Raw genomic sequence first — 19856 nt, forward strand, 5'->3', positions numbered from 1 at the left:
TGCATATGTTCCGCAATTGTTTGATGGAACTTCGGAAGGGAAGCCAGCGGCGGGTTGGCATATGGCATAGACGCGAAAGTGCCCTTGCGCCGTCTGCTTGTGGTCAGACAGCACGCGGGTGTTTTCTGTTTGGCGATTGCGGTGGCACCTACATCGAATTGCCCCGCTGACGGCAACCGTCGTCAAGGTGTATTCTACTATCGCTTGCCGCTCATAAGCCCCAAAGCCCACGGCAAGCCATCTGGGAGGGGTTGAGGCAACTTATCGGCAGCCGGGATACCCCATCCCCAAGGGCCAATGTCTCATCTCTCCCCTTTTTGGGAACACTCTCGTCTCCCTCATTATCGGTAAGCTATGAGCCGGAGTGATCCCGTAGGCTGCTTGTCGGCTGGTGATGGGAAGTGCCCAAAGGCGCTTGACCCATCACCCGAAACTGGGGCGCGCCCCCAAAGCGGACTGGATGCTAAGGAAATGCCAAACGGCCAAATGGTCGATTTGTGCCCGATTTAGTTCAATCAAATTCATTAGACTGAACTAATCTCTAAGGTGTAAGATAATGAAGGCTTGGCCTCCGATCCCCCAATCCGGCCAAGCCTCTTGGGAGGAAGACCGCCACTGCACCCCCCGCAGGCTCGGCTCTTCCTCCCCACTTTTTTGGACGCTTGTCTCAGCAAAAGGCCACGCCCTGATCAAACTCCGCCTCAGCACAGGTCGTGAAAAACCTCCAGCTGGTCAAGGGCATCAAGGATCGTAGGTCATCGGCGGGCGTATCCTGGATACCCCATGCGCCCACCGGCTCGGATCGCCGCCGGATTTTTCTTGTCCGCACTTCCGCGGGGCCCTTGCCTCCTGTAGCGCCATAGGGTAATTGCTCCGCTGTCGATAGTGGTTTCCCCCAGAAGCCTCGCAAATAATCGGCAAGACTGTAGCCCTCAGCATTCCCCGGCAAACAAGCCGAACATTCTGAGGAGCAGATGCCCGGCTAAGTCGTTGATTTAGCAATAGTGTCGGAGTGTAGCGCAGCCCGGTAGCGCACTTGACTGGGGGTCAAGGGGTCGTCGGTTCGAATCCGGCCACTCCGACCATTTCGTGTAATGTTTTCAACGTTGAGCGGAAGTACGCTGCTGGCCAGCGTGAGGCCCGACAGTCCGCCAACTTCACGCTGGCGGACTATAAGTTTCAAGGTCAACTACCGCACGACAACCAAACGATTTGCGTGGAATTCGTCGGACTCGCTGTTGCCGAACGAGGTGCCGTAAGGATCTTGAGCGGTCCAGCTGATCCGGACCTTCTCCCCGACCGCCACGCCTCGTAAGTCAGCCGTTTTCGGCAATTGATATTTTGTGCCAGTGGTCAACTGAACAGTTTTTGATCGCGGGTCCAAGCTTTCGACAGTTCCTGTCGTGCTGAACAGCTGAGCGGCGGGATGGGCCGCCCTCATTGCGGATGGGTAACTCCTCGGCGCTTGCGCTGCGGCGGCGACACCTGTCGCCAGGGCGAGTGCAGAGATTGCAAGAATGATTTTTTTCATCACTAACCTCCCTGGTCCTGTTTTGGACGGGAGCCGATGTGCCAGTCCGAGCTTCGACAAGGACTGCATCGTCCCGTCCCCACACCGGCACATCATGTGTCAGCTAGCGAGATCATACGTCTCAAATATACGCAAAAACAATGAATTGCATGTAATGTTGTTCAACTTCCGTTGAGCAGAAATTGATAATTGCGACTGGACACGGGGAGCCGAATTGAAGCAAGTTCTCAACTCGATAATGGATTGGAGGACGTATTGGCATCCTGGCGCGTGATCTATGTTGATGATGAGAGCGACATTCGCGAGGTCGCCTCAATGGCATTGGAATTGGATGCTGCTCTTGAGGTGAGAACCTGTGCTGGGGGCCAGGAGGCCCTCGAGGTGGCGAGGAGCTGGAAACCAAACCTGATACTGCTCGATGTCATGATGCCTGGCATGGATGGACCCATGACCTTGGAGGAGCTTCGCAGGGACGCGATCACGCAGAATATTCCGGTGGTCTTCATTACAGCGAGAACCCAGGCGCGCGATGTTGAGCGCTTTCTGCAACTGGGCGCAGCAGGCGTTATCGCCAAGCCGTTCGATCCTATGGCACTGGCGGAAGACGTGCGCAAATACCTGCAGGCGAGTTGAATATGGAAGACAAGCTTAATGAGCTGCGTCAGCGGTTTCTTGAGCGGTGCGGAACAAATCTTCCCCTGCTTCGCGCTGGCTATTCAATAGGCGAAGCTGCGCCAGTGGGCGAGCAGGCGGATTTCCTGCGGCTCATACATTCCCTGGCTGGCTCCGGTGGCATGTTTGGATTTCCGGCGATCAGCAACGCTGCGATGGAACTCGAAACGGTTCTTCAGGAAAATGGCGGCCAGACAAACGAAGATATGGTAAAGACCTTGCTGGATGGTCTCATCGCGGCAATGAATGACGCGCTGGAGACCAGGCAGGACGTCGGGAAGTCCTGATTTTATTTCGTCTGCTTGGCAAAACCTTTTCGGGTCATCTGGCCCCATTCGCTGCCGCCGCGTGCGTATTGCCACATACCTTTCAGGCGCCAGTAATTGTTGATTTGACGATAGCCGAAATTCTCCAGAACCGCTGCCCCGGTGAGAATGACCAGATCCCGTGCCCTCGGAAAACGCCGTAGTTCGACCTCCTCAAGGATCAGGGACATGACACTGATGAAGACGCCGTAAGTGAAAACCAAGGCGGTGAAGGCGAGGAGATAGTCGAGCGCGAGAATACCGAGCAGCCAAAAGGCTGGCATGAGAATATAGCCGAGAACCTCGATAACCGGCCCGATGACATCGACCAGGAATATGTGGCCAAAGCCGAGAAAGCCTATGCGGCCATAGCGGGGATTGAACAGCATTGAGCGGTAGCGGAAAAACACTTCCAGTGATCCCCGCTGCCAGCGCGACCGCTGCCGGCCGAGAACGTCAAGGGATCTGGGCGCCTCGGTCCAGCAAACGGGCTCCGGAATAAATTCAATCCTGTAATCGCGGTCGTTGTCCCGCATGTGGCGATGCAGCTTGACGATAAAATCAAGATCCTCGCCCATTGAGCCTTTTGTAAAGCCCCCCACCTCAACTGCCTCGCGGCGGCGAAATATACCGAAAGCTCCCGAGACGAGCATCAGTGTATTGATGCGACTCCAGGCGAGCCGCGCCATCAGGAATGCCCTCAAATATTCGACGATCTGCAGGAGCGGCAATAGTTTTCGGGGCAGCCGCACGTTCGAGACACGTCCGCCGCTGACCTCGGAGCCATTGGCGATCCGAATGGTTCCTCCCACCGCAATGGTCCGGACGGGATCATCCACGAATGGATGCACGGCGCGCAACAGCGCATCCGGCTCAAGAATCGAGTCTGCGTCGATGACGCAGAACAGGGGCGCCCGGGAAACGTTGATGCCAGCATTTTGGGCGTCGGCTTTTCCACCATTGTCTTTATCGACGACAAACAGGCGGTTGCTAAGCTGCGATGCGTAGATTCCCCGGATCGGCGCGTGCGACAGGGCTTCTTCGTATGGGCGGGTCACAAGACGCAGCTGATATGCCTCCTTCAGCCGGTCCAGTGTCGCGTCGCGTGAACCGTCGTTGACGACGATCACCTCGTAGGCAGGGTACTCCAGCGACAGCAGCGAACGCACGCTTTCAACGACATTCATTTCTTCATTGTACGCGGGCACCACCAGCGCAACCGGCGGCGCCACGTCGCTGTAGCGGCGCCACAGCAGTGTTGCCCTCGCAACCGGAGGGCGGCTGGAAAGTGCCATCGCTGCCAGCAGCAGCTGTAACAAATACACCGTCGTTTGTGCCAAACCGCACGTGATCACGAAACCTGCGATGATCGTGGCGCCCGTTGTGATCCAGTACAGCCAATCGTTCATTGTGCCTCGTACCCTTCTTCCGCGAGGAGCAGCGCGGCCGCCCGTTGACTGCGAGGTCTGCCACCCTTGGCGATGTCGACCAGCACAGTGCGGCCATCGGCCCCCAGATCGAAAAGCGCCTTGCTGGCCGCGTACCGGACCAGCCACTGGTCATCCTCCAGGAGCTCGCTCAATTGCCCGCTGGCCCTGTCGAGGCCAATGCGAGCCACCGCCGTCGCTGCTTCCGCACGGACCTGCCAATCAGCGTTCGTCAGCGCCCGTTCAATTGCAGTTGCTCCTGCCGGATGTGCGAGTTCGCCTATTGCGTGGATTGCTGCTGCACTGACCTCTGGCTCCCCATCCGCGATGCAGGCGGCAAACAGCGGCAAGAGCGAGTAATCGCCTGAAGTACCGAGCGCTTCGATCGCTGCGGCCCGGACGATCGAGGGCGTCTCTCCCGACTTCAGGATTTCTCTCAGTTCATCCAATCGCTCCGCCGGAAGGTGGCGAAAAAGACCAACCAATCGGCGCGAAGCCAAATCACCAGTGCCGAGTTGTTCCAGCAATTCCGCAAGTGGCACGTTGCTCCCGCCGGCGACAAGTCCAATTGCAGCTGAAAGTCGAACGTCTGCCGATCGATCCTTCAGCGCATTCCGAAGTGATACAGTGGTCTCGGGTCCGGGAAAAAACGGCAGAGCCTCAACCGCATGAATTCGGCTGGTCCGGTTGCCCCGGGCGGTGCGAAAAACGAGCTCTCGAGCGACCCCCGCGCGGGTCAGGACATTTACGAGGTTTGCATGTTCGTCGCCCCGCATGAGATTGAGAAATTCGAGCGACAGATCGACGGTTGTCGACATTGGAACTGTAGCCGCCTTGCTTAGAAATGCCTCTTGATCGCCGTCTTCGGTAAAGGCGAGAAATGCGGGAAGCAGTCGTTTCCGGGCCAGTTCGCGCCGTTCCTGCCTGTTGGCTCGAAACATACGCGCCGCGACAAGGCCAGTCATTACCAGTAGCGAGATGGCGGCAAGCAAAAGGGAAATGATCCAAAGGCCATACAACATCAAAACCGCCAGGTCATGCCAACGCCGTAAACGTCGCGATTGTAAGCATTCTCCCGTTCTTCATGGGCGAAGTTGGTCCGCAGCGTCACTTGCTCGTTTAAGTCGAATGAAAGGCCTCCGAAAATCGACTGTGTTGGGATCATTATGCCATCGGACGGTTCCAGCGCGTCGGAATAGCCAGCAAAGAGGCGCAGGCGATCGACGACGGACCAGTCCGCGCGGACCAGATAGCCTCCCGCATGGTGCTGCTGTTGATCGAACACATTGATCCATTTGGCCGTCAGGACCAGTTTGTCCGACCATAGCGACTGCTGCAATCCTGGTGAAACCGTTTCAACGTCGCCATCGCTATAGCGCTCGTATTTAAGATCAAGCGTTGCCGACAGGGGGCCGAAACGATCGGCGCCCTTTGTCACCAGAAGCGCACCACCCCCGCCAATGGCATATTGCGGTAGAAAATCCGCGTCGGGTGTGACTGAGGCAAACGCGTATCCGGAGAAAAGATCGCTGAATTTGTGCGCGATGCCGAGCTCCGCCTGCTGGTCCGAATGATCGAAGCGCGTGGCGGCGAAGAAGCGGGCGGTCAGTGTGGTATCTGGACCGAACGCACGCGACAGGGCGATGCTACCCTCTGACCAGTCTGGTTGCGATCCCGTCAAGGTGCTGTAGTTGCCGTCGATATCCAACCGCCAAAACTTGGGTGCAGGCGCATCGAGACGCTGTTGAACATCCACTGAATCCGGATCGAGGACAAGTGCCGCCTGGTAAGCCTGCAGTGCCGCCTTTTCCCGCCCTTGCGCGCGGCGGGCATCCCCCAGGCCAAGAACGGCATCGACATCGTTGCCATCAGCGGCAACGAGAGCTGCAAAGGCCGCTTCCGCTTCGGCTGCGTGACCCTCTAGAAGCAACACTCGAGCGCGCAAGCCCAGTATCTCCCGGTTATCCGGGGACGTTGAGGAGAGCGACTGCAACTGGGCCGCCGCTGCTTCGGTACCGCCTGTCCAGATTGACAAACGGACAAGACCGATCTTGGCATCAAGTGAATTCGGCGCAATGGCCAATGCTTTTTCGAAGCTGAGCCGCGCATCTTCAAATTTCTGTTGGTAGCCTTGGACCATTCCTAATGCGACCAACAGGTCGACATTGCGCGGGTCATGTGTCAGCGCCTTGTTGTACAAAACTTCCGCTTCGCCAAACCGCCCCTCCATACGCCGTTTGCGTGCTTCATCTGCCAATTGAACAACTGGATCCAGGCGCGGAACCGGAGCCGCCCCGCGTACAAGCTTGTCTGACTTTTGTGCTGCGGCGCGCGGCCGGGCTTTTTCCGCTTCTGCTTTGGCAATGTTCACTTGAAGGACCTTGGCATCGGCATCATCGGGCCGTTCTGTCAGCACCTGGTCAACGAACATCTTTGCCCCGGGAAGATCGCCACGCCTGAAAGCGATCTGGGCAAGACCAAACTTGGCATCAACATAAGCTGGCGATATTTCAAGCGTTCGCTTGAATGCCGTTTCTGCGCCTCCGATGTCTCCCAGAGCGAGGAACGTGAAACCAAGCTGAACCAGGACATCGGCATTGGCCGGCGCAAGTCTTGCGGCTTCTTCCAGCTTGGACCTTGCCTCGTCAAACCGGTCATGGAGCCGCGCGTCCACTCCTTCCTTGTAGAGGCGTTCTGTCTCGCTCGTCTGCGCCAGCGCCCAGGACGCGCAGAAATTCAACGCGAGCGCGGCCGCAATCCTCCAGATGAAGCGTCGCGCCGGCATGCCTATCGCCTCGCAGCAAGCAGCCGGGAGATACGCGCGAGCAGTTCGTCTGGAATGAACGGTTTGACGAGATAATCGTCAGCACCCCGATCAAGTGCACTGACGATATCCTTCTCACTCTTGCGCGCGGTAAGCATGACAACCGGCATTTGCGCGAAATCCGGATGTTGCTTGATGTGCCTTAAAACCTCAAACCCATCCAGCATCGGCATCATCGCATCCAGAACAACGAGGTCTGGCTTTTCTGCCGCCATAGCTATGAGTGCTTCCTCTCCGTTTTCAGCGCGGATGACCAAATAGCCCTTGGCCTTCAGCTTATACTCAACGAGTTCAAGCAGCAGGGGATCATCATCGCAAATGAGGATTTTTGTTTTTTCGGTCATACAGATACCCAAGCCATGTCGTCGTTCAAAAATGTCAGAATCACATTTAAGATTTGCACCGCAGGAATTTGCTACCTCAGCCCATGCACGGCAAACCCGGAAAAAGATCGCCATGAAGGAAAGGTGGTACGGAGTCTGTCGATCGTTGCCAGCAACAAAGGCAGTTTCCCTTTAAAACTGATTCTGTCGCCGGAAACCTTTATCTCATGACTGAACGCATAAATCATCCCCCGGTCTAATGAAATCGGCTTATCTGACACCAACACAGCATCGGCTTCGGAAAAACGCACGACCTCAGCTGTGCCGGTGTTCGACCGAACATAGGTGCGGTGGACCTCGTCCGGAACCGGACCACTTTCCAATGCTATGATGATGTTGACACCGTGCAGGACGCCAAAGTTCAGCCACGGCTCGGACGCTTCCACAATCACCTCATCACTGGTCCTGTAGGCCATCACGGTGAAGGACGATACAAATGATTGTATACGCTCGATCGCATCCCGCCCGTCAACATCGTCAATGAGCCAGAACGGAACGACGACCTCTATGTTGCTGCGCCATAGCCTGTGAAGTTCCTCCAGTGTGTAAGACCAATCTTTCCAGATTGCCTGTCGATCAAATGCATAGGCCGGCGATATGTAGGGCTCGATATCATATTGGATGCCTGCGAGCCGTCCATTCGCCATGGCTGCGTCCTGAAATCTTGAGATAGCACTCGTGCGCGCCAGCGCATTCGTTCTTCCGTCGCCGCGAACCATCTGGGGATCGCCTTCAACAGCAAACACTGCAATGCCAGCATCGGCTGCTTCAGTCAAAAATGTCCCTAGCAACTCAGGATGCGCAACTTCACCCGCGGCGATGTCGAGCTGGAGATAAAGGCGATTGAGTTGCATGGATGTGGCCCAAGCGAGAATTTCGGCCGGGTTTTTTCTGCCAGTCTTCCGGTTGCCAGACCCAGGATGCCAGGATAGGGCGGGTAGCCAGCTTCGCACCCGGCCGAAGGGCGATCGACCGGATGTCGATCGTGCCCGCTGTCTCAGGACAGAGGAGCACGATCTGTTCAGTGCCATGTCCAGGCAAGCCACGCCCGGCCGGATCCGGCAGCCACAATTCAACCGGTGTTGTCTTACTCTCGGGAAAGAACGGTGCAGTCGCTGGAACATCCGCTCCGGCCGCAACCGCTGCAGATCGGAACTGGCCGCGGGCAACACCCCCCATCACGATGGATTGGTCGAGGCCTTGCGGGATACGGTGGGCCGTTGGCTTCAGAATCAGACCCGCGGGCGCCGTGCCAGGCTTGCAGGTCAACTGCAGTCCATTGCGCTTGTTCTTGAACGACACGCGCTTTTCCCGCCCGAAGACCGTTCCATCCAACAGAGGCAACACGTTGGTTTCAAATGGCAAAAGGGGCAAACGCGGCGTTGCGCCGGTGTTTTCACCATGTGCCCGCTCGGGAACGAACTGCCCGTCTTTTGTCAAACCCTCGATGACAAGGCGGGAGGGCGCTTTGGCGCTTTTAGCGATGAGATCCATCCAGATGATGTCCGCTTGGTTCATAACGCTGTCTTGCCATTCGCAACCGGCACTATGTCGTTCGGTCTTGAGCAGGACCGGACCTGACCTTTCTTTGCACAAATTGAGCCCATCAGCGTTCGCGGATAATGCGCACCCGATCAGTAAGGCGGCTTGCAGCACCAGTGGTTCGACGCGAAGACGCATGGCGGCCATTCGTCATGTTTTCTCAGAGATTTTCGGCGACACGCTATTGGCCATGACATCGCGAATGACACGGGCAACGTCGATTTCTGTAGTTCTGGTCTTGGTCAACGCTGCCGTAACACTCTCTCTGAGGGCGCTCGCTGATGTCCATCGCCGAGAAAATGATGACTGCTGTGCCTGTGGGGATAAACGGAAGGAGGTCGGCGCCGGAACCGTCCGGTAGGGAGAGGTCGAGGATGACGGTTGAATAGTTATTGCCGGCCAAATGCTCCAGGGCTTCAGCGCTTGTGGTCACCCCATCGATCAGAACATCATCGCCCAATGCGGCCGCGATCACCTCTCTGACGCCGGGATCATCCTCGATGTGCAGGATCCTTGGTTTACCGGCGGATGTTTGGCAAGCCTTGCGGATCGCCAGACCAAATCGCTCGGGATCAACCGGCTTTTGTATCCAATCCACCACACCAAATGCCGAGCCATTGATCGCGGCCTTGGCTTCGTCGACGATTGCAGAAATGACCACGACGGGTAACTGTTCAGTGGCTTTGTTAGCTCTCAGCTCCCTGAACACGTCGATGCCGCTTTCACCGGCAAGCCGGATGTCGAGGGTCATGGCCTTATAGTCGTTTTCTTGAATCATCCGGCGAGCCGAGGCAACACCGTGGGCGATATCGCAATCGATCCCTTCATTTGCGAGTAGAATTCTGATGAGCCTTGCAACGTCATGATCGTCTTCGACGACCAGAACGCGGTCCCATCCCTCGGGGACAGAAGGCACGGGCAATTCGACTTGCTCGGCCACGGGAATATCGATGTAGAAAGTGGTTCCCTGACCCATCTCGGATTCAAATGAAAGTGCTCCGCCAAGGCGCTCCGCGATCGCCTTGGAAATGGATAGCCCGAGCCCGGTGCCGCCTTTTTGTTTGGTATCGGAGGAATCGGCCTGTTCAAATTTGCCGAACATTCGCGATCGGAACGCTTCGGGGATGCCCGGGCCACGGTCACTGATGGCTACGCGGATGCCTTTCGGCTGGGGGTCGAGGGATATCGACACTTCCCCGCCCGGAGGAGAAAACTTGATGGCGTTGGACAACAGATTGTTCATCACCTGGTGGAAGCGGTCGCTGTCGACGAGCACCTCCGCTCCCGCTGTATTGTCCGTGACGGTCCAGCCGATGCTGTGCTCGTTGAAATAGCCGCTATTGGCCTCGACCGCCTGATCGATGAGCTGCCGCAAGCCATAGCGCTGGATATGGAACGGCATGCGACCGGATCCGATCCGTTCCATGTCGAGAATGTCATTGATCAATCTGACGAGGCGCTCGCTGTTTGCCTGGGCTATCTGGAGGAGCGCATTGGCCTTGGGCGGAAGCTCGCCCGCCGCTCCGCCGGTTATCAGACCCAAAGAGCCCCGGATCGAGGTCAGTGGTGTCCTCAGTTCGTGACTGACGGTCGAGATGAATTCGTTCTTCATCTGCTCGGCCTGCTTCTGGGCGGTAATATCGATCAGAAAGCCCTCCCACAGCGTCTGGCCGTTTTCATCTTGGCGCGGCTGTGCTTGACCGCGAACCCAGATTTCCGAGCCATTGCTCATGGAATAAGGCGTTTCCAAATCCCAGGCGGTTGAATTCAATGCAGCTTCCCGCAGCTTGGCGGTGACCTCGTCTCTGTAGGCGTCGGGCACCCTCGACATGGGATTGATGCTGCCGTTGACGAAATCCTCGGGCGAAACACCCAGCAGCCGCTCCACGCCTTTCGAGACGAACAAGAGCGTTGGCTTTCCTTCGGGAGATATTCTTTGCTGGAAGAACATGCCCGGCGCATTGTCGGTAACGCCTTGAAGGCGTGCGACGGCATCGCGCATCGACGCAAGGGCCCAGCGCCGCTGACGATCTCCGAGAACCAGCAGCCCGATCAGGATCGTCGCGGCAAAGTTTATCGGCAAGGTGAAGGGCAGAACGTTCTTCATCAGGAACAGAGCGGTTTCTCGGGGCAACAGCACGAGCGCCGACAGGGGCAGCACCGTGGCAACCAGACCCAAGGCTATAAGATCCTTAAGCGCCAGTGGCCGATTCCGTGCCACGAAATGCCGGTATGATGCGCCTCCGATCGCTGTTATCACGATGCCAACGACAGCGGTAAAAGCCCCGGCATCGAGCCAAAAGCGTACGGCAATCACGATCGCCGCGGTGACCGCTACGCCCACAATTCCGCTGAATCCGGCGGACAATGCGATCACGACGTTTCGTGCATCCAAAAACATCCCCGGCAAGATTTCCAGGGGGTCGGCCATCGAGAGAAAACCGGCAATCCCGAAGATCAGCCCGACGATTAAACGTCTCGCCAGCGGCTTGCGATCCAGATTCTGACCCGAGCAGGGCCAGAAGCAGCGCTGCCACTACGAGGACACTCGCGCTCTGGATGAGGTGAATAACTGTTTCGAATGACATCGGGCTTTTCCCTGTTTGGCTTGACGATAATAGAACCTAACCTAATAATTTATTCTGCAAACAGGTTTGGCGAGTGGAGACCGGTCGCAAACTGTCGCGATCAATGAATGCCGGCCGTCCGATTGGGGGTGTTCATCTGGCTCTGCCTGCAGCTTCCCGGCAGTTTTTGTTGCTCCGGCGGGCGTTGCCACGATCTGGGAAGATATGGGGTTCCGGGGTGGAAAGTTCATCTGCAGGAAACACGTTCGCTCCTGCGAAACGCACACGATCTCGATGCGGACGAAGGGTTGGTCAGCAAAGGCGCAGCGGAGGAGAACGCCATAGTCGAACCGCGCTATATCTGAGAACGTTGGATTTGAAGGCGCGATCCACATCCTGAGTTGAGTGGGGACCGGTTATGTGGGGCGTGGTTTGCCGGACTGCTCCTGGACCATGTACTCCGCGTACCAGTTGGGCCAGTCCTCATCCCGGTGGCCGAGCCCCTTTTCGAATTCCCCGTGTGCAGTCTCCGCACGCCGTAGCGCGCCCGCGAGTTCCGTCGACGAGGTGAACGCCGTTTCGTTTACGTCCACGCGTCCGGGCAATCGCGCAGTCAATTCCTGGAACAGCCAGCCATTGCCGTCCGGGTCGCTGAAGGACGCGAAGGAGCGGTAGCTGCCGCGCGCGGGATCCGGACCGCCAACCCGCGTGCGTCCAAACAGATAAGGTTCGTCCGGACCTGTATATACATCGCCGGCGGGGTGAAACACGTCACTGACGTTGACGCCGCGACCACGCAGCTCTTTGCAGGCCGCCTCGATGTCGGAGACGATCAGGTACAGCCCTTGGGCGGAGCCGGGAGACGCCGCGGTGACGTTCTTGCCGAAGATGACCGAGCAACCGGAGCCAGGCGGTGTGAACTGGATCACGCGGAAGTCATTGCTGGCGAAATCGGCGTCGAGCCTCCAGCCGAGGCCTGCGTAGAATTCCTTGGCGCGATCAACGTCCGAAACCGGAATGACGACGATTTCGAGCTTCATGTCGACTGTCCGCGATCCAGGTGTCTCTGCTGTTGTCATGGCATCGTCCTCCTTGAGGCGTACTAAGACCACAGATAAGGGTAGTGCGGACAAAGATCGGTGTAAAATGAATTATTGTGATCATGCTCAACCCCATGGTAGCGTCCGGCCCTCATCGGATTGGATGTCGCGACTCCCGTAACCCCCAGTATTTCCTCTATCTATCCAGCGATTTTTTCCGGCGTGAGCGTCAATGGACTTCTTCAAAAGTCGGCCGTAATACCTCATACTTTCAAGCGAAATAGCAAAGCGAGTTCACAATATGCCACCTATCAATCTCGCCATCGTTGGCGTTGGCAAAATCGTCCGCGATCAGCATTTGCCTTCGGTGGCAAAAAGCGCGGATTTCAATCTTGTCGCGACGGCGAGCCGCCATGGCACGGTCGATGGCGTGCCCGCCCACAAGACTATCGAAGCGATGCTGGACGCAGACTCTTCGATAGATGCAGTGTCTTTGTGCATGCCGCCGCAATATCGTTACGAAGCTGCACATAAGGCGCTTTCGGCCGGTAAACATGTTTTCCTGGAAAAGCCTCCTGGAGCCACACTTTCCGAAGTCGCTGATTTGGAAGCGACGGCAGCAGCCAAGGGGGTATCACTCTTCGCGAGCTGGCATTCGCGCTATGCTCCGGCTGTTGAGCCCGCCAAGGCTTTCCTCGCTTCGACGCGTATAAAAAGCGTGAAAGTCATTTGGAAGGAAGACGTCCGCCATTGGCACCCGAATCAGGCCTGGATCTGGCAGGCAGGCGGGCTTGGCGTTTTTGATCCAGGTATCAACGCCCTGTCGATCGTCACCCATATATTGCCGCGGGCCGCCTTCATCACGGCCGCGACACTTGAATTCCCGGAGAATTGCGACGCGCCCATCGCGGCTGAGCTGCATTTGACGGACGCCGGCAACCTGCCAATACATGCCGTGTTCGATTGGCGGCAAACTGGAAAGCAGACCTGGGATATCATCGCGGAGACCGAGGCAGGTACCATGGTCCTCGCCGAAGGCGGCGCGAAGCTTTTGATCGATGGCGATCTCAAATTTGCGGAGCCTGAGCAGGAATACTCTGCGCTCTACGCCCGGTTTGCCGAAATCATAAAATCGGGGACGTCCGATGTCGATCTGGCGCCGCTCCGCCACGTGGCCGATGCTTTCTTGCTTGGGAAGCGGAAGCTTGTGGCGGCTTTCCTCGAATGATTTCATATGGGATGGTTGCAGGTGCTTTCATCCTGTTTTTCAAAGAGTTGGCTGCTTGCCTTGATGTAGAGGAGGCCCAGCATGGATCGATTCACCGGCGGTTGCCTGTGCGGTAACGTCCGAATTGTGGCGTCGGGACCCCCATACCGGGTCGGCATTTGCCACTGTCTTGACTGCCGCAAGCATCATGGCGCCCTTTTTTACGCTTCTGCGGTGTTCCCTCAGGATGCGGTGACGATCGATGGCGAAACGGGCGACTACGCCGGGCGTTATTTCTGTCCCCGCTGCGGCTCGTCCGTTTTCGCACGCACCACAGATGAAATCGAAGTGTACCTCGGATCTCTGGATGCCCCTGATCAACTGATACCAACTTACGAAAGCTGGATCGTCCGACGCGAGGCTTGGTTGCCGCCATTTCCGCTCACGCGACGATACGACCGCAATCGCGAGGCCACGAGCCGTTTTGAGGAGTAGGTCGCGGGAGCGGTGCAAAGCCATCGTTACAAGGCAACACAGATGTATGCCCTGATCGGCATCTCGAACCAGATGCTTTCAAAGACGGCGCGTTCGGTCATACCGCTGCCTCACTCCGGAAGACCGGCCTTGCGGTAGCCATCAACGAAATGTTCAAGCTGCCGCAGCGCCGCGGAATGGCTCCGTCATGGCCCAGTGGCGGGTCGTGAAATGCGGGTTGCCGACGAGAAACAATTCGGCCTCTGCGCGCGCCTCGTCGAGCCGGCCGAGTTGTGCGAGGCTTGCCGCCAGGAAACGGCGTGAGCTTGTACGATAAGTCTCGTCCCTGCGCAGGGTCTCGACAGCGGCTTCGTATTCGCCGGCGGCATATTGCGCCTGGCCGAGCGTCAGGTAGTACCAGCTCGCCGGAAACGGGTTCAGCCGGAACGCCTTGCGAATGTGCTCAAGGCCTTCATCGATCCGCCCGGCCAGGACCGCGATGTCGGATAGTGCCGCCCAAGTATCGGCTTCGTTGGGGTCGAGCTCGATCGCCTTGGCGAATTCCGCCTCCGCCTCGGCGAAGCTGCGCTCATAGGCAAGCAGGTAAGCCAGGATCCAGTGACAGCCTGCATCGTTTGGATCGATCGCGACAGCTTTGCGCGCCAGTTCCAAGGCAACGCTACGGGTAGGTTCGGTTGGTCCACCAGAATGTACCCATCCCATCCAATGGTTCATGGCAAGCCAGCGATAGGCCTCGGCGTATCCCGGATCGAGTGAAATCGCACGCGTGAGCATCAGATGTGCTTCCTGCGCCGCCTGCGGCGAGTCATCCATCAGCCTTCGCGCCCGTACGCAGAGATCGTAAGCCTCGAGATTTTTGGGCCGATTGCGCGGAGGCGGTGCGCGCAGCCGCCCGAGCAGCGCCTCGACGATCTTGGCCGTCACCTCGTCCTGGACGGCAAATATATCTTCCAGGCTGCGATCGAAGCGTTCCGCCCAGAGATGATCGCCACTCACCGCGTCGACCAGCTGTGCGTTGATGCGCACGCGCCCCGTGGCGCGTCGTGCGCTCCCCTCCAGCAGGTAGCGGACGCCAAGGTCCTGTGCAATCTCGCGCACGTCCATCGCCTTTCCTTTGTAGGCAAAGGCCGAGTTGCGCGCGATGACGAACAGGCCGGAGGTCCTGGAAAGCTCGGTGATCAGGTCTTCGGTCAATCCGTCCGCGAAGGATTCCTGTTCGGGATCGTTGCTGACGGTAACGAAAGGCAGCACGGCTATCGATGGTTTGCTGGGTAGCGGCAAAGGTATCCGCTTCGCGCCACCGAGCTGTTCGATGGCCCCCGTGAAGCGGTAGCCGACGCGCGGAACCGTGACGATCCATTGACCGCCGTTGCTGGCCGGACCAAGCAGCTTCCGCAGCTGCGCAATCTGCACGGTGAGGTTGCCTTCCTCGACGGCGGTGCCCGGCCACGCGGCGTCCATCAACTCGGCCTTGCCCAGGATTTCGCCTGGCCGTTCGACAAGCGCCGCAAGCAGCTTTAGCGCGCGGTAGCCAACGGCAACGGAAACACCGTTCCGAAGGAGCGTTCCCGCACCCGAATCAAGCACGAACGGACCAAAGGCAAAATGGGATCCCATACGGCGCATCAATAGCCCGTCTAAACGTTTTTGGAAACTATTGGGGCGCCAAGAGCGTGGTCCGGTTAGTCAAGCAAGACCACGGCCTCCACCTCGAAGAGCATGGGGTCAACGGCAAGCTTGGGAACGGGAATCAGAGTCTGCGCCGGCAGCGCCTCACCGAACATTTCCTTGACGTTCCGGGTCAAAATCTCAAGCTTGGACATATCGTGATTGACCACGAAGACCGTGAGCTTGGCGACCTGATCCGGTTTCGCACCAAGCCCCTCAAGCGCAGTGCGCAGATTGGCATAAGCCTGCTTGACCTGCGCGGCGAAGTCGGGCGACAGAGCTCCCGTGCTATCTTGGCCGCCTTGTCCGGAGATGTAGGCCACTTGGCCTCCGCTGGGCACGATCACCGCCGTGCTGTAGCCATTAGGCGACGGATCGTAGAGGTTTTTTGGATTGACGATGGTCAGCTTGAGATCATTCTCATTCGCTGTCGTCGCAGTGGGAACTCCCATGGTCATGAATATTAGCCCTCCGATGAGCAGATGCTTGGTTGCGCGTGACATGATTTTCTCTTGGCTCTGCGGACAGCGAGCAACGTACCTTCGTGCCGGCAGGATTGATCTTTAATCATAGCCGATGCGATTGACTCGTACGGCGTACGATTCAATCGCATCGTACGCCGTACGAGTCAATCGGTCAGGATCGACATTCGTCGCATTGTCGGCTTAAATCGACCTTTATGATCAGCAGGGAAGACGGATGGCAGCCAAACGTAGCGGCGGTCAGGGCAAACGGTCTCAACGGATAGGTGTGTCACTTCAATCCGTGCAGGAACCACGAAGTGAAACGCCTCTGTCTCTGGAACGTATCGTGGCGACCGCGGTAGAAATGCTGGACGCCCAAGGGGTCGAGGGATTGACGATGCGCAAGTTGGCCGATCGCGTCGGCTCCGGCGCGATGAGCCTGTATTGGCACGTCGACAACAAAGAGCAGGTCTTTGATCTGGCACTCGATTCAGTGCTCGAATATCGCGGATCGCCGCAAACAGTTGAGTCTCAAGACTGGCGCGGCGAAGCCGTTCATATGCTCGAAGACTGGCGTGCGAGCATGCTGCGCCATCCCTGGTCGGCAGCGCTGTTGCCGCGCCGGGCACTCGGCCAGAACATCCTCAACCGCCTGGAACTGTTGGGCAAGACCTTGTCCAGGGCCGGTGTAGCGGACGCAGATCTGAACGTCGCGATATGGTCGCTGTGGAACTATGTGATGGGCGCCACCATCACCCGGGCGAGCTTCGACCGCTCGGACGACGACAGGGCCGCCGCGCAGCAGCGCCTTGAGCATCTCAGTGAACGCTACCCGACAATCGAACGCACTCGTCTGCTGTTGGACAATGATTGGGATGGCGCCTTCCGGAAGGGTCTTGACTTCGTGCTTGATGGCCTCTCGCCACGACAATGAACTCTTCCTTCCTCTCCCACGCAAATGAGTAAAAGGCGAGACTCAACGCGATTGCATCCGGTCCGCCGGTTTTGGAAGTTTTTGGAACTATTTGGGAGAGTTTAAGTACGGCACCGTTTGGATACTGCAAAGTCCGGCTTCATTCAAACAGAGGCTGTTTCGAAATCCACATGACTGCCGAAAGCACGACATCACAGCGAGAGTATCGGGTTCCGTTGGCAGCAATGGCGGGCCTCATCGCGACCGTCACGTTGGGCGCGGTGGCGGCCGGGGTGACCTATCCGCTGCTCAGTTTCATCCTCGAGCGCCAGGGCACATCACCCAGCCTGATCGGCCTGTCGGCAGCGATGATGCCACTGGGCTTCATCGTATCGGCGTACTTCACACCGGCGCTGGCGCGGCGCGTGGGCGAGGCGCGGCTGGCCATCCTGTGTTCGATCCTGGCAGCAGCCACCCTGGTTGCGATTGCCTGGACGCAGGATGTCTGGGCCTGGATGCCGCTGCGTTTCCTGCTCGGATTCTTCACCAAACCGCCTTATGTGATCAGCGAAACCTGGCTGATCTCGATCACGCCCGCGTCGCGCCGGGGCCGCATCATGGGCCTCTATTCAGCAATCGTTTCGGGCGGCTTCGCTATCGGTCCGTTGTCGCTTGGCCTGGTCGGCACGGAAGCGTGGCCGCCCTTCATAATCGCCGTCATGGCTCTGCTTCTTTGCGGTCTGATTGTGCTTGCCGTCGTTCCGCGCCTGCCGCAGATGCCGCACGAAGGCCAGGCAACATCGGTCGGCGGCTTCTTCGCACTGGCGCCGCTCCTGTTGTTTGCGGTTTTTGCCGCAGCCGCTTTCGAGCAGACCCTGATTTCGTTGTTCGCGGTCTACGGCGCCGCGCTGGGCAGCTCCGAAAGTCGCACCGCTTCGCTGATCGCCTGTTTCATCGCAGGCGATGCCGCGCTGCAGATTTTGCTCGGGCGGCTGGCCGACCGGTTCGGCTCGACGCGGATCATGCTGTTCTGTGCCCTGACTTCGCTGGCCGGTTGCCTGGCTCTGTCGGCTTTCTTCCACTCGTGGCTCATCTGGCCGCTCGTCTTCGTCTTGGGCGGGGTTTCGTTCGGGATCTACACCATGACATTGATCCAACTCGGCGAGCGTTTCGCTGGTCGGGCCTTGATCGCCGGCAACGCAGCATTTGCGCTCGTCTGGGGATTCGGCGGCATTGTCGGCTCGCCCGCGACTGGACTGACGATGCAACTGATCGGACATCAGGGGCTGCCATTGTCCCTTGGCCTGTTATGCTGTGTACTGGCGGTGTTTCTGATGGCGGAGAGGCGTGATTGAAGCACTTGCCCGTGCCGCATATCCGGACCCGTCCAAATCGCCTGTTTGCGGCGCGACAGGCGCGTTCAACGATAGCCGTCTCCGGTTTGTTGATTATTACTTGCGAAGTCGGGTGCGGATTGACCCTGTAACCATGCATCGATGCCTTGTGCCGCCGCTCGGCCGGTGGCAAAGCAGGCAGTAAGGAGATAGCCTCCGGTCGGCGCTTCCCAGTCAAGCATCTCCCCGGCGACAAAAACGCCTGGGATCGTCTTCAACATGTATCCGCCATCAACGGCGTTCCAATCAACGCCGCCCGCCGATGAAATAGCCTCTTCGATAGGGCGCGGCCGGAGAACCGGGACCGGCAAAGCTTTGATAAGCTGGGAAAGACGTTCCGGATCGGCAAGATCAGCGTCACTTCCGAACTCCCGCAAGAGCGCAGCTTTTACGCCTTCAATGCTCGCCCCCTTGCGGATACGACTGGAGAAACTTGCCTTACCGTCTTGCCGCGCGAGGTCCCTTGCCAGCCGTTCCGCGGTTCTCCCGGGCATAAGGTCGAGTATGAGCGCCGCCTTGCCCTCTGTTTCAAGACGGTCGCGCAAACTCGCAGCGTGCGCATAGACGAGGCCGCCCTCAATGCCGTCCCGTGTTACGACGAGTTCGCCAGGAAATACACCCGCGTCCGATGAAGCAGTCACCGATTTCACCGGCTCGCCGGCGAAACGATCCCGCAACATTGCAGTCCACTCGATATCGAAACCACAATTTGCAGGTCGGAATGCGCTGACCTCGACACCTTTGTCGCGCAACCAGGACATCCAGGCTCCGTCGGATCCCAGCCGAGGCCAGCTTGCACCACCAAGTGCCAGCAGCACCGCATCGCATTGGACGGTCTTTGACCCGGCAGGAGTGTCGAACGCGTAACCGTTCTCGGCAAAACCCGTCCATCGATGCCGGGTCAGCAGCTTGACACCGCGCCCTTCGAGCCTGCCAAGCCAGGCACGCAGAAGCGGCGAAGCCTTCATGACCCTTGGAAAGACGCGGCCGGAGGATCCGATGAAAGTCTCCGTGCCAAGTCCGGTCGCCCAGTTGCGCACATCATCCGGCGTGAAGGCGTCAAGGGCAGGGCGCAAGCGCTGCGCGGCGGGGCCGAAGCGTTGCACGAAGCGCGCATAATCCTCGGCATGAGTGATGTTAAGGCCCGACTTCCCCGCCAGCAGAAACTTGCGGCTTACCGTCGGCATGCTGTCATAGACTGTCACGGAATGTCCGCAGGAGGATAGAACCTCCGCCGCCATGAGGCCCGCGGGCCCGCCACCGATAATTCCGACCTGTTTTGTTTTCATAGTGCTGCCTGACCACCGAACTCGCTCGGCCAAGTCATGGCCTGCGCGGGCATGAAGTGCAAGGCAACTTGATCAGCGTGACAATAGCCGGTGAAGATGCTTTCCGGCGATCGGGAGCCCCAGATCAGCCATCAC

Annotated in this window: 17 protein-coding genes, 1 tRNA gene and 1 pseudogene; 7 read left to right on the forward strand and 12 right to left on the reverse strand. The window is 58.2% G+C overall.

The features are described from left to right. Positions 1–1008 precede the first annotated feature (1008 nt). Positions 1009–1085: transfer RNA gene (locus N8E89_RS14370), tRNA-Pro, on the forward strand. 104 nt (positions 1086–1189) lie between these two features. On the opposite strand, the gene N8E89_RS14375 is transcribed toward N8E89_RS14370, so the two are convergent. Then, a complete protein-coding gene (locus tag N8E89_RS14375; RefSeq protein ID WP_162707080.1) occupies positions 1190–1531 on the reverse strand; it encodes a DUF1344 domain-containing protein in 342 nt (113 codons plus the stop codon). Positions 1532–1846: 315 nt separating this feature from the next. Here N8E89_RS14375 and N8E89_RS14380 point away from each other — a divergent pair, with 315 nt between their 5' ends. Then, complete coding sequence (locus N8E89_RS14380) at positions 1847–2164, forward strand: response regulator (RefSeq protein ID WP_410010377.1); 318 nt, start codon at positions 1847–1849, stop codon at positions 2162–2164. Between the two features lie 2 nt (positions 2165–2166). Then, the gene (locus tag N8E89_RS14385; protein ID WP_112759793.1) at positions 2167–2490 is read left to right on the forward strand and encodes an Hpt domain-containing protein; all 324 of its coding nucleotides are present in this window, start codon (positions 2167–2169) and stop codon (positions 2488–2490) included. 2 nt (positions 2491–2492) lie between these two features. Here the strand turns inward: N8E89_RS14385 and N8E89_RS14390 are convergent, their stop codons facing one another. The 8 genes from N8E89_RS14390 to N8E89_RS14425 all read right to left on the reverse strand — a co-directional run bounded on the left by N8E89_RS14390 (position 2493) and on the right by N8E89_RS14425 (position 12330). Further along, positions 2493–3917 (reverse strand): glycosyltransferase family 2 protein, encoded by a 1425-nt coding sequence (locus tag N8E89_RS14390; protein WP_262260302.1) that lies wholly within the window; start codon positions 3915–3917, stop codon positions 2493–2495. Further along, the gene (locus N8E89_RS14395) at positions 3914–4957 is read right to left on the reverse strand and encodes a HEAT repeat domain-containing protein (protein WP_112759791.1); all 1044 of its coding nucleotides are present in this window, start codon (positions 4955–4957) and stop codon (positions 3914–3916) included. Before N8E89_RS14395 ends, N8E89_RS14390 begins: the two co-directional genes overlap by 4 nt. Beyond that, positions 4957–6720 (reverse strand): tetratricopeptide repeat protein, encoded by a 1764-nt coding sequence (locus tag N8E89_RS14400; protein ID WP_112759790.1) that lies wholly within the window; start codon positions 6718–6720, stop codon positions 4957–4959. Before N8E89_RS14400 ends, N8E89_RS14395 begins: the two co-directional genes overlap by 1 nt. A 2-nt stretch (positions 6721–6722) precedes the next feature. Further along, positions 6723–7103 (reverse strand): response regulator transcription factor, encoded by a 381-nt coding sequence (locus N8E89_RS14405; RefSeq protein WP_112759789.1) that lies wholly within the window; start codon positions 7101–7103, stop codon positions 6723–6725. Positions 7104–7174: 71 nt separating this feature from the next. Beyond that, on the reverse strand, positions 7175–7996 hold the full coding sequence (locus tag N8E89_RS14410; protein ID WP_262260304.1) for a hypothetical protein: 822 nt from the start codon (positions 7994–7996) through the stop codon (positions 7175–7177). After that, positions 7950–8660: a hypothetical protein gene (locus N8E89_RS14415; RefSeq protein WP_262260306.1), complete on the reverse strand. Its 711-nt coding sequence runs from the start codon at positions 8658–8660 to the stop codon at positions 7950–7952. The genes N8E89_RS14410 and N8E89_RS14415 overlap by 47 nt, the downstream gene beginning before the upstream one ends. Positions 8661–8865: 205 nt before the next feature. Then, complete coding sequence (locus N8E89_RS14420; protein ID WP_410010312.1) at positions 8866–11115, reverse strand: ATP-binding protein; 2250 nt, start codon at positions 11113–11115, stop codon at positions 8866–8868. Between the two features lie 552 nt (positions 11116–11667). Continuing rightward, a complete protein-coding gene (locus tag N8E89_RS14425) occupies positions 11668–12330 on the reverse strand; it encodes a VOC family protein (RefSeq protein WP_112759785.1) in 663 nt (220 codons plus the stop codon). 262 nt (positions 12331–12592) lie between these two features. On the opposite strand from N8E89_RS14425, the gene N8E89_RS14430 reads away from it, so the two are divergent. Together N8E89_RS14430 and N8E89_RS14435 are read left to right on the forward strand one after the other, a co-directional pair. Further along, positions 12593–13519 (forward strand): Gfo/Idh/MocA family protein, encoded by a 927-nt coding sequence (locus N8E89_RS14430; protein WP_112759784.1) that lies wholly within the window; start codon positions 12593–12595, stop codon positions 13517–13519. A gap of 81 nt (positions 13520–13600) precedes the next feature. Continuing rightward, entirely contained in the window at positions 13601–13993 is a 393-nt protein-coding gene (locus N8E89_RS14435) for a GFA family protein (protein WP_112759783.1), read from the forward strand. A gap of 110 nt (positions 13994–14103) precedes the next feature. Here the strand turns inward: N8E89_RS14435 and N8E89_RS14440 are convergent. Together N8E89_RS14440 and N8E89_RS14445 are read right to left on the reverse strand one after the other, a co-directional pair. Beyond that, positions 14104–15619 (reverse strand): annotated as a pseudogene (locus tag N8E89_RS14440) (winged helix-turn-helix domain-containing tetratricopeptide repeat protein). Positions 15620–15675: 56 nt separating this feature from the next. Next, positions 15676–16164 carry a RidA family protein gene (locus tag N8E89_RS14445; protein WP_112759781.1) on the reverse strand — a complete coding sequence of 163 codons (489 nt, stop codon included), beginning with the start codon at positions 16162–16164 and terminating at the stop codon, positions 15676–15678. Positions 16165–16360: 196 nt separating this feature from the next. Here N8E89_RS14445 and N8E89_RS14450 point away from each other — a divergent pair, with 196 nt between their 5' ends. Together N8E89_RS14450 and N8E89_RS14455 are read left to right on the forward strand one after the other, a co-directional pair. Further along, positions 16361–17059: a TetR/AcrR family transcriptional regulator gene (locus N8E89_RS14450; RefSeq protein WP_112759780.1), complete on the forward strand. Its 699-nt coding sequence runs from the start codon at positions 16361–16363 to the stop codon at positions 17057–17059. A gap of 170 nt (positions 17060–17229) precedes the next feature. Continuing rightward, positions 17230–18393 (forward strand): MFS transporter, encoded by a 1164-nt coding sequence (locus N8E89_RS14455; RefSeq protein WP_112759779.1) that lies wholly within the window; start codon positions 17230–17232, stop codon positions 18391–18393. Between the two features lie 65 nt (positions 18394–18458). Here the strand turns inward: N8E89_RS14455 and N8E89_RS14460 are convergent, their stop codons facing one another. Continuing rightward, a complete protein-coding gene (locus N8E89_RS14460; RefSeq protein ID WP_112759778.1) occupies positions 18459–19721 on the reverse strand; it encodes a TIGR03862 family flavoprotein in 1263 nt (420 codons plus the stop codon). Positions 19722–19856: the final 135 nt, after the last annotated feature.

This window comes from Phyllobacterium sp. A18/5-2, from assembly GCF_025452215.1.
Taxonomy (GTDB): Bacteria; Pseudomonadota; Alphaproteobacteria; order Rhizobiales; family Rhizobiaceae; genus Phyllobacterium; species Phyllobacterium sophorae.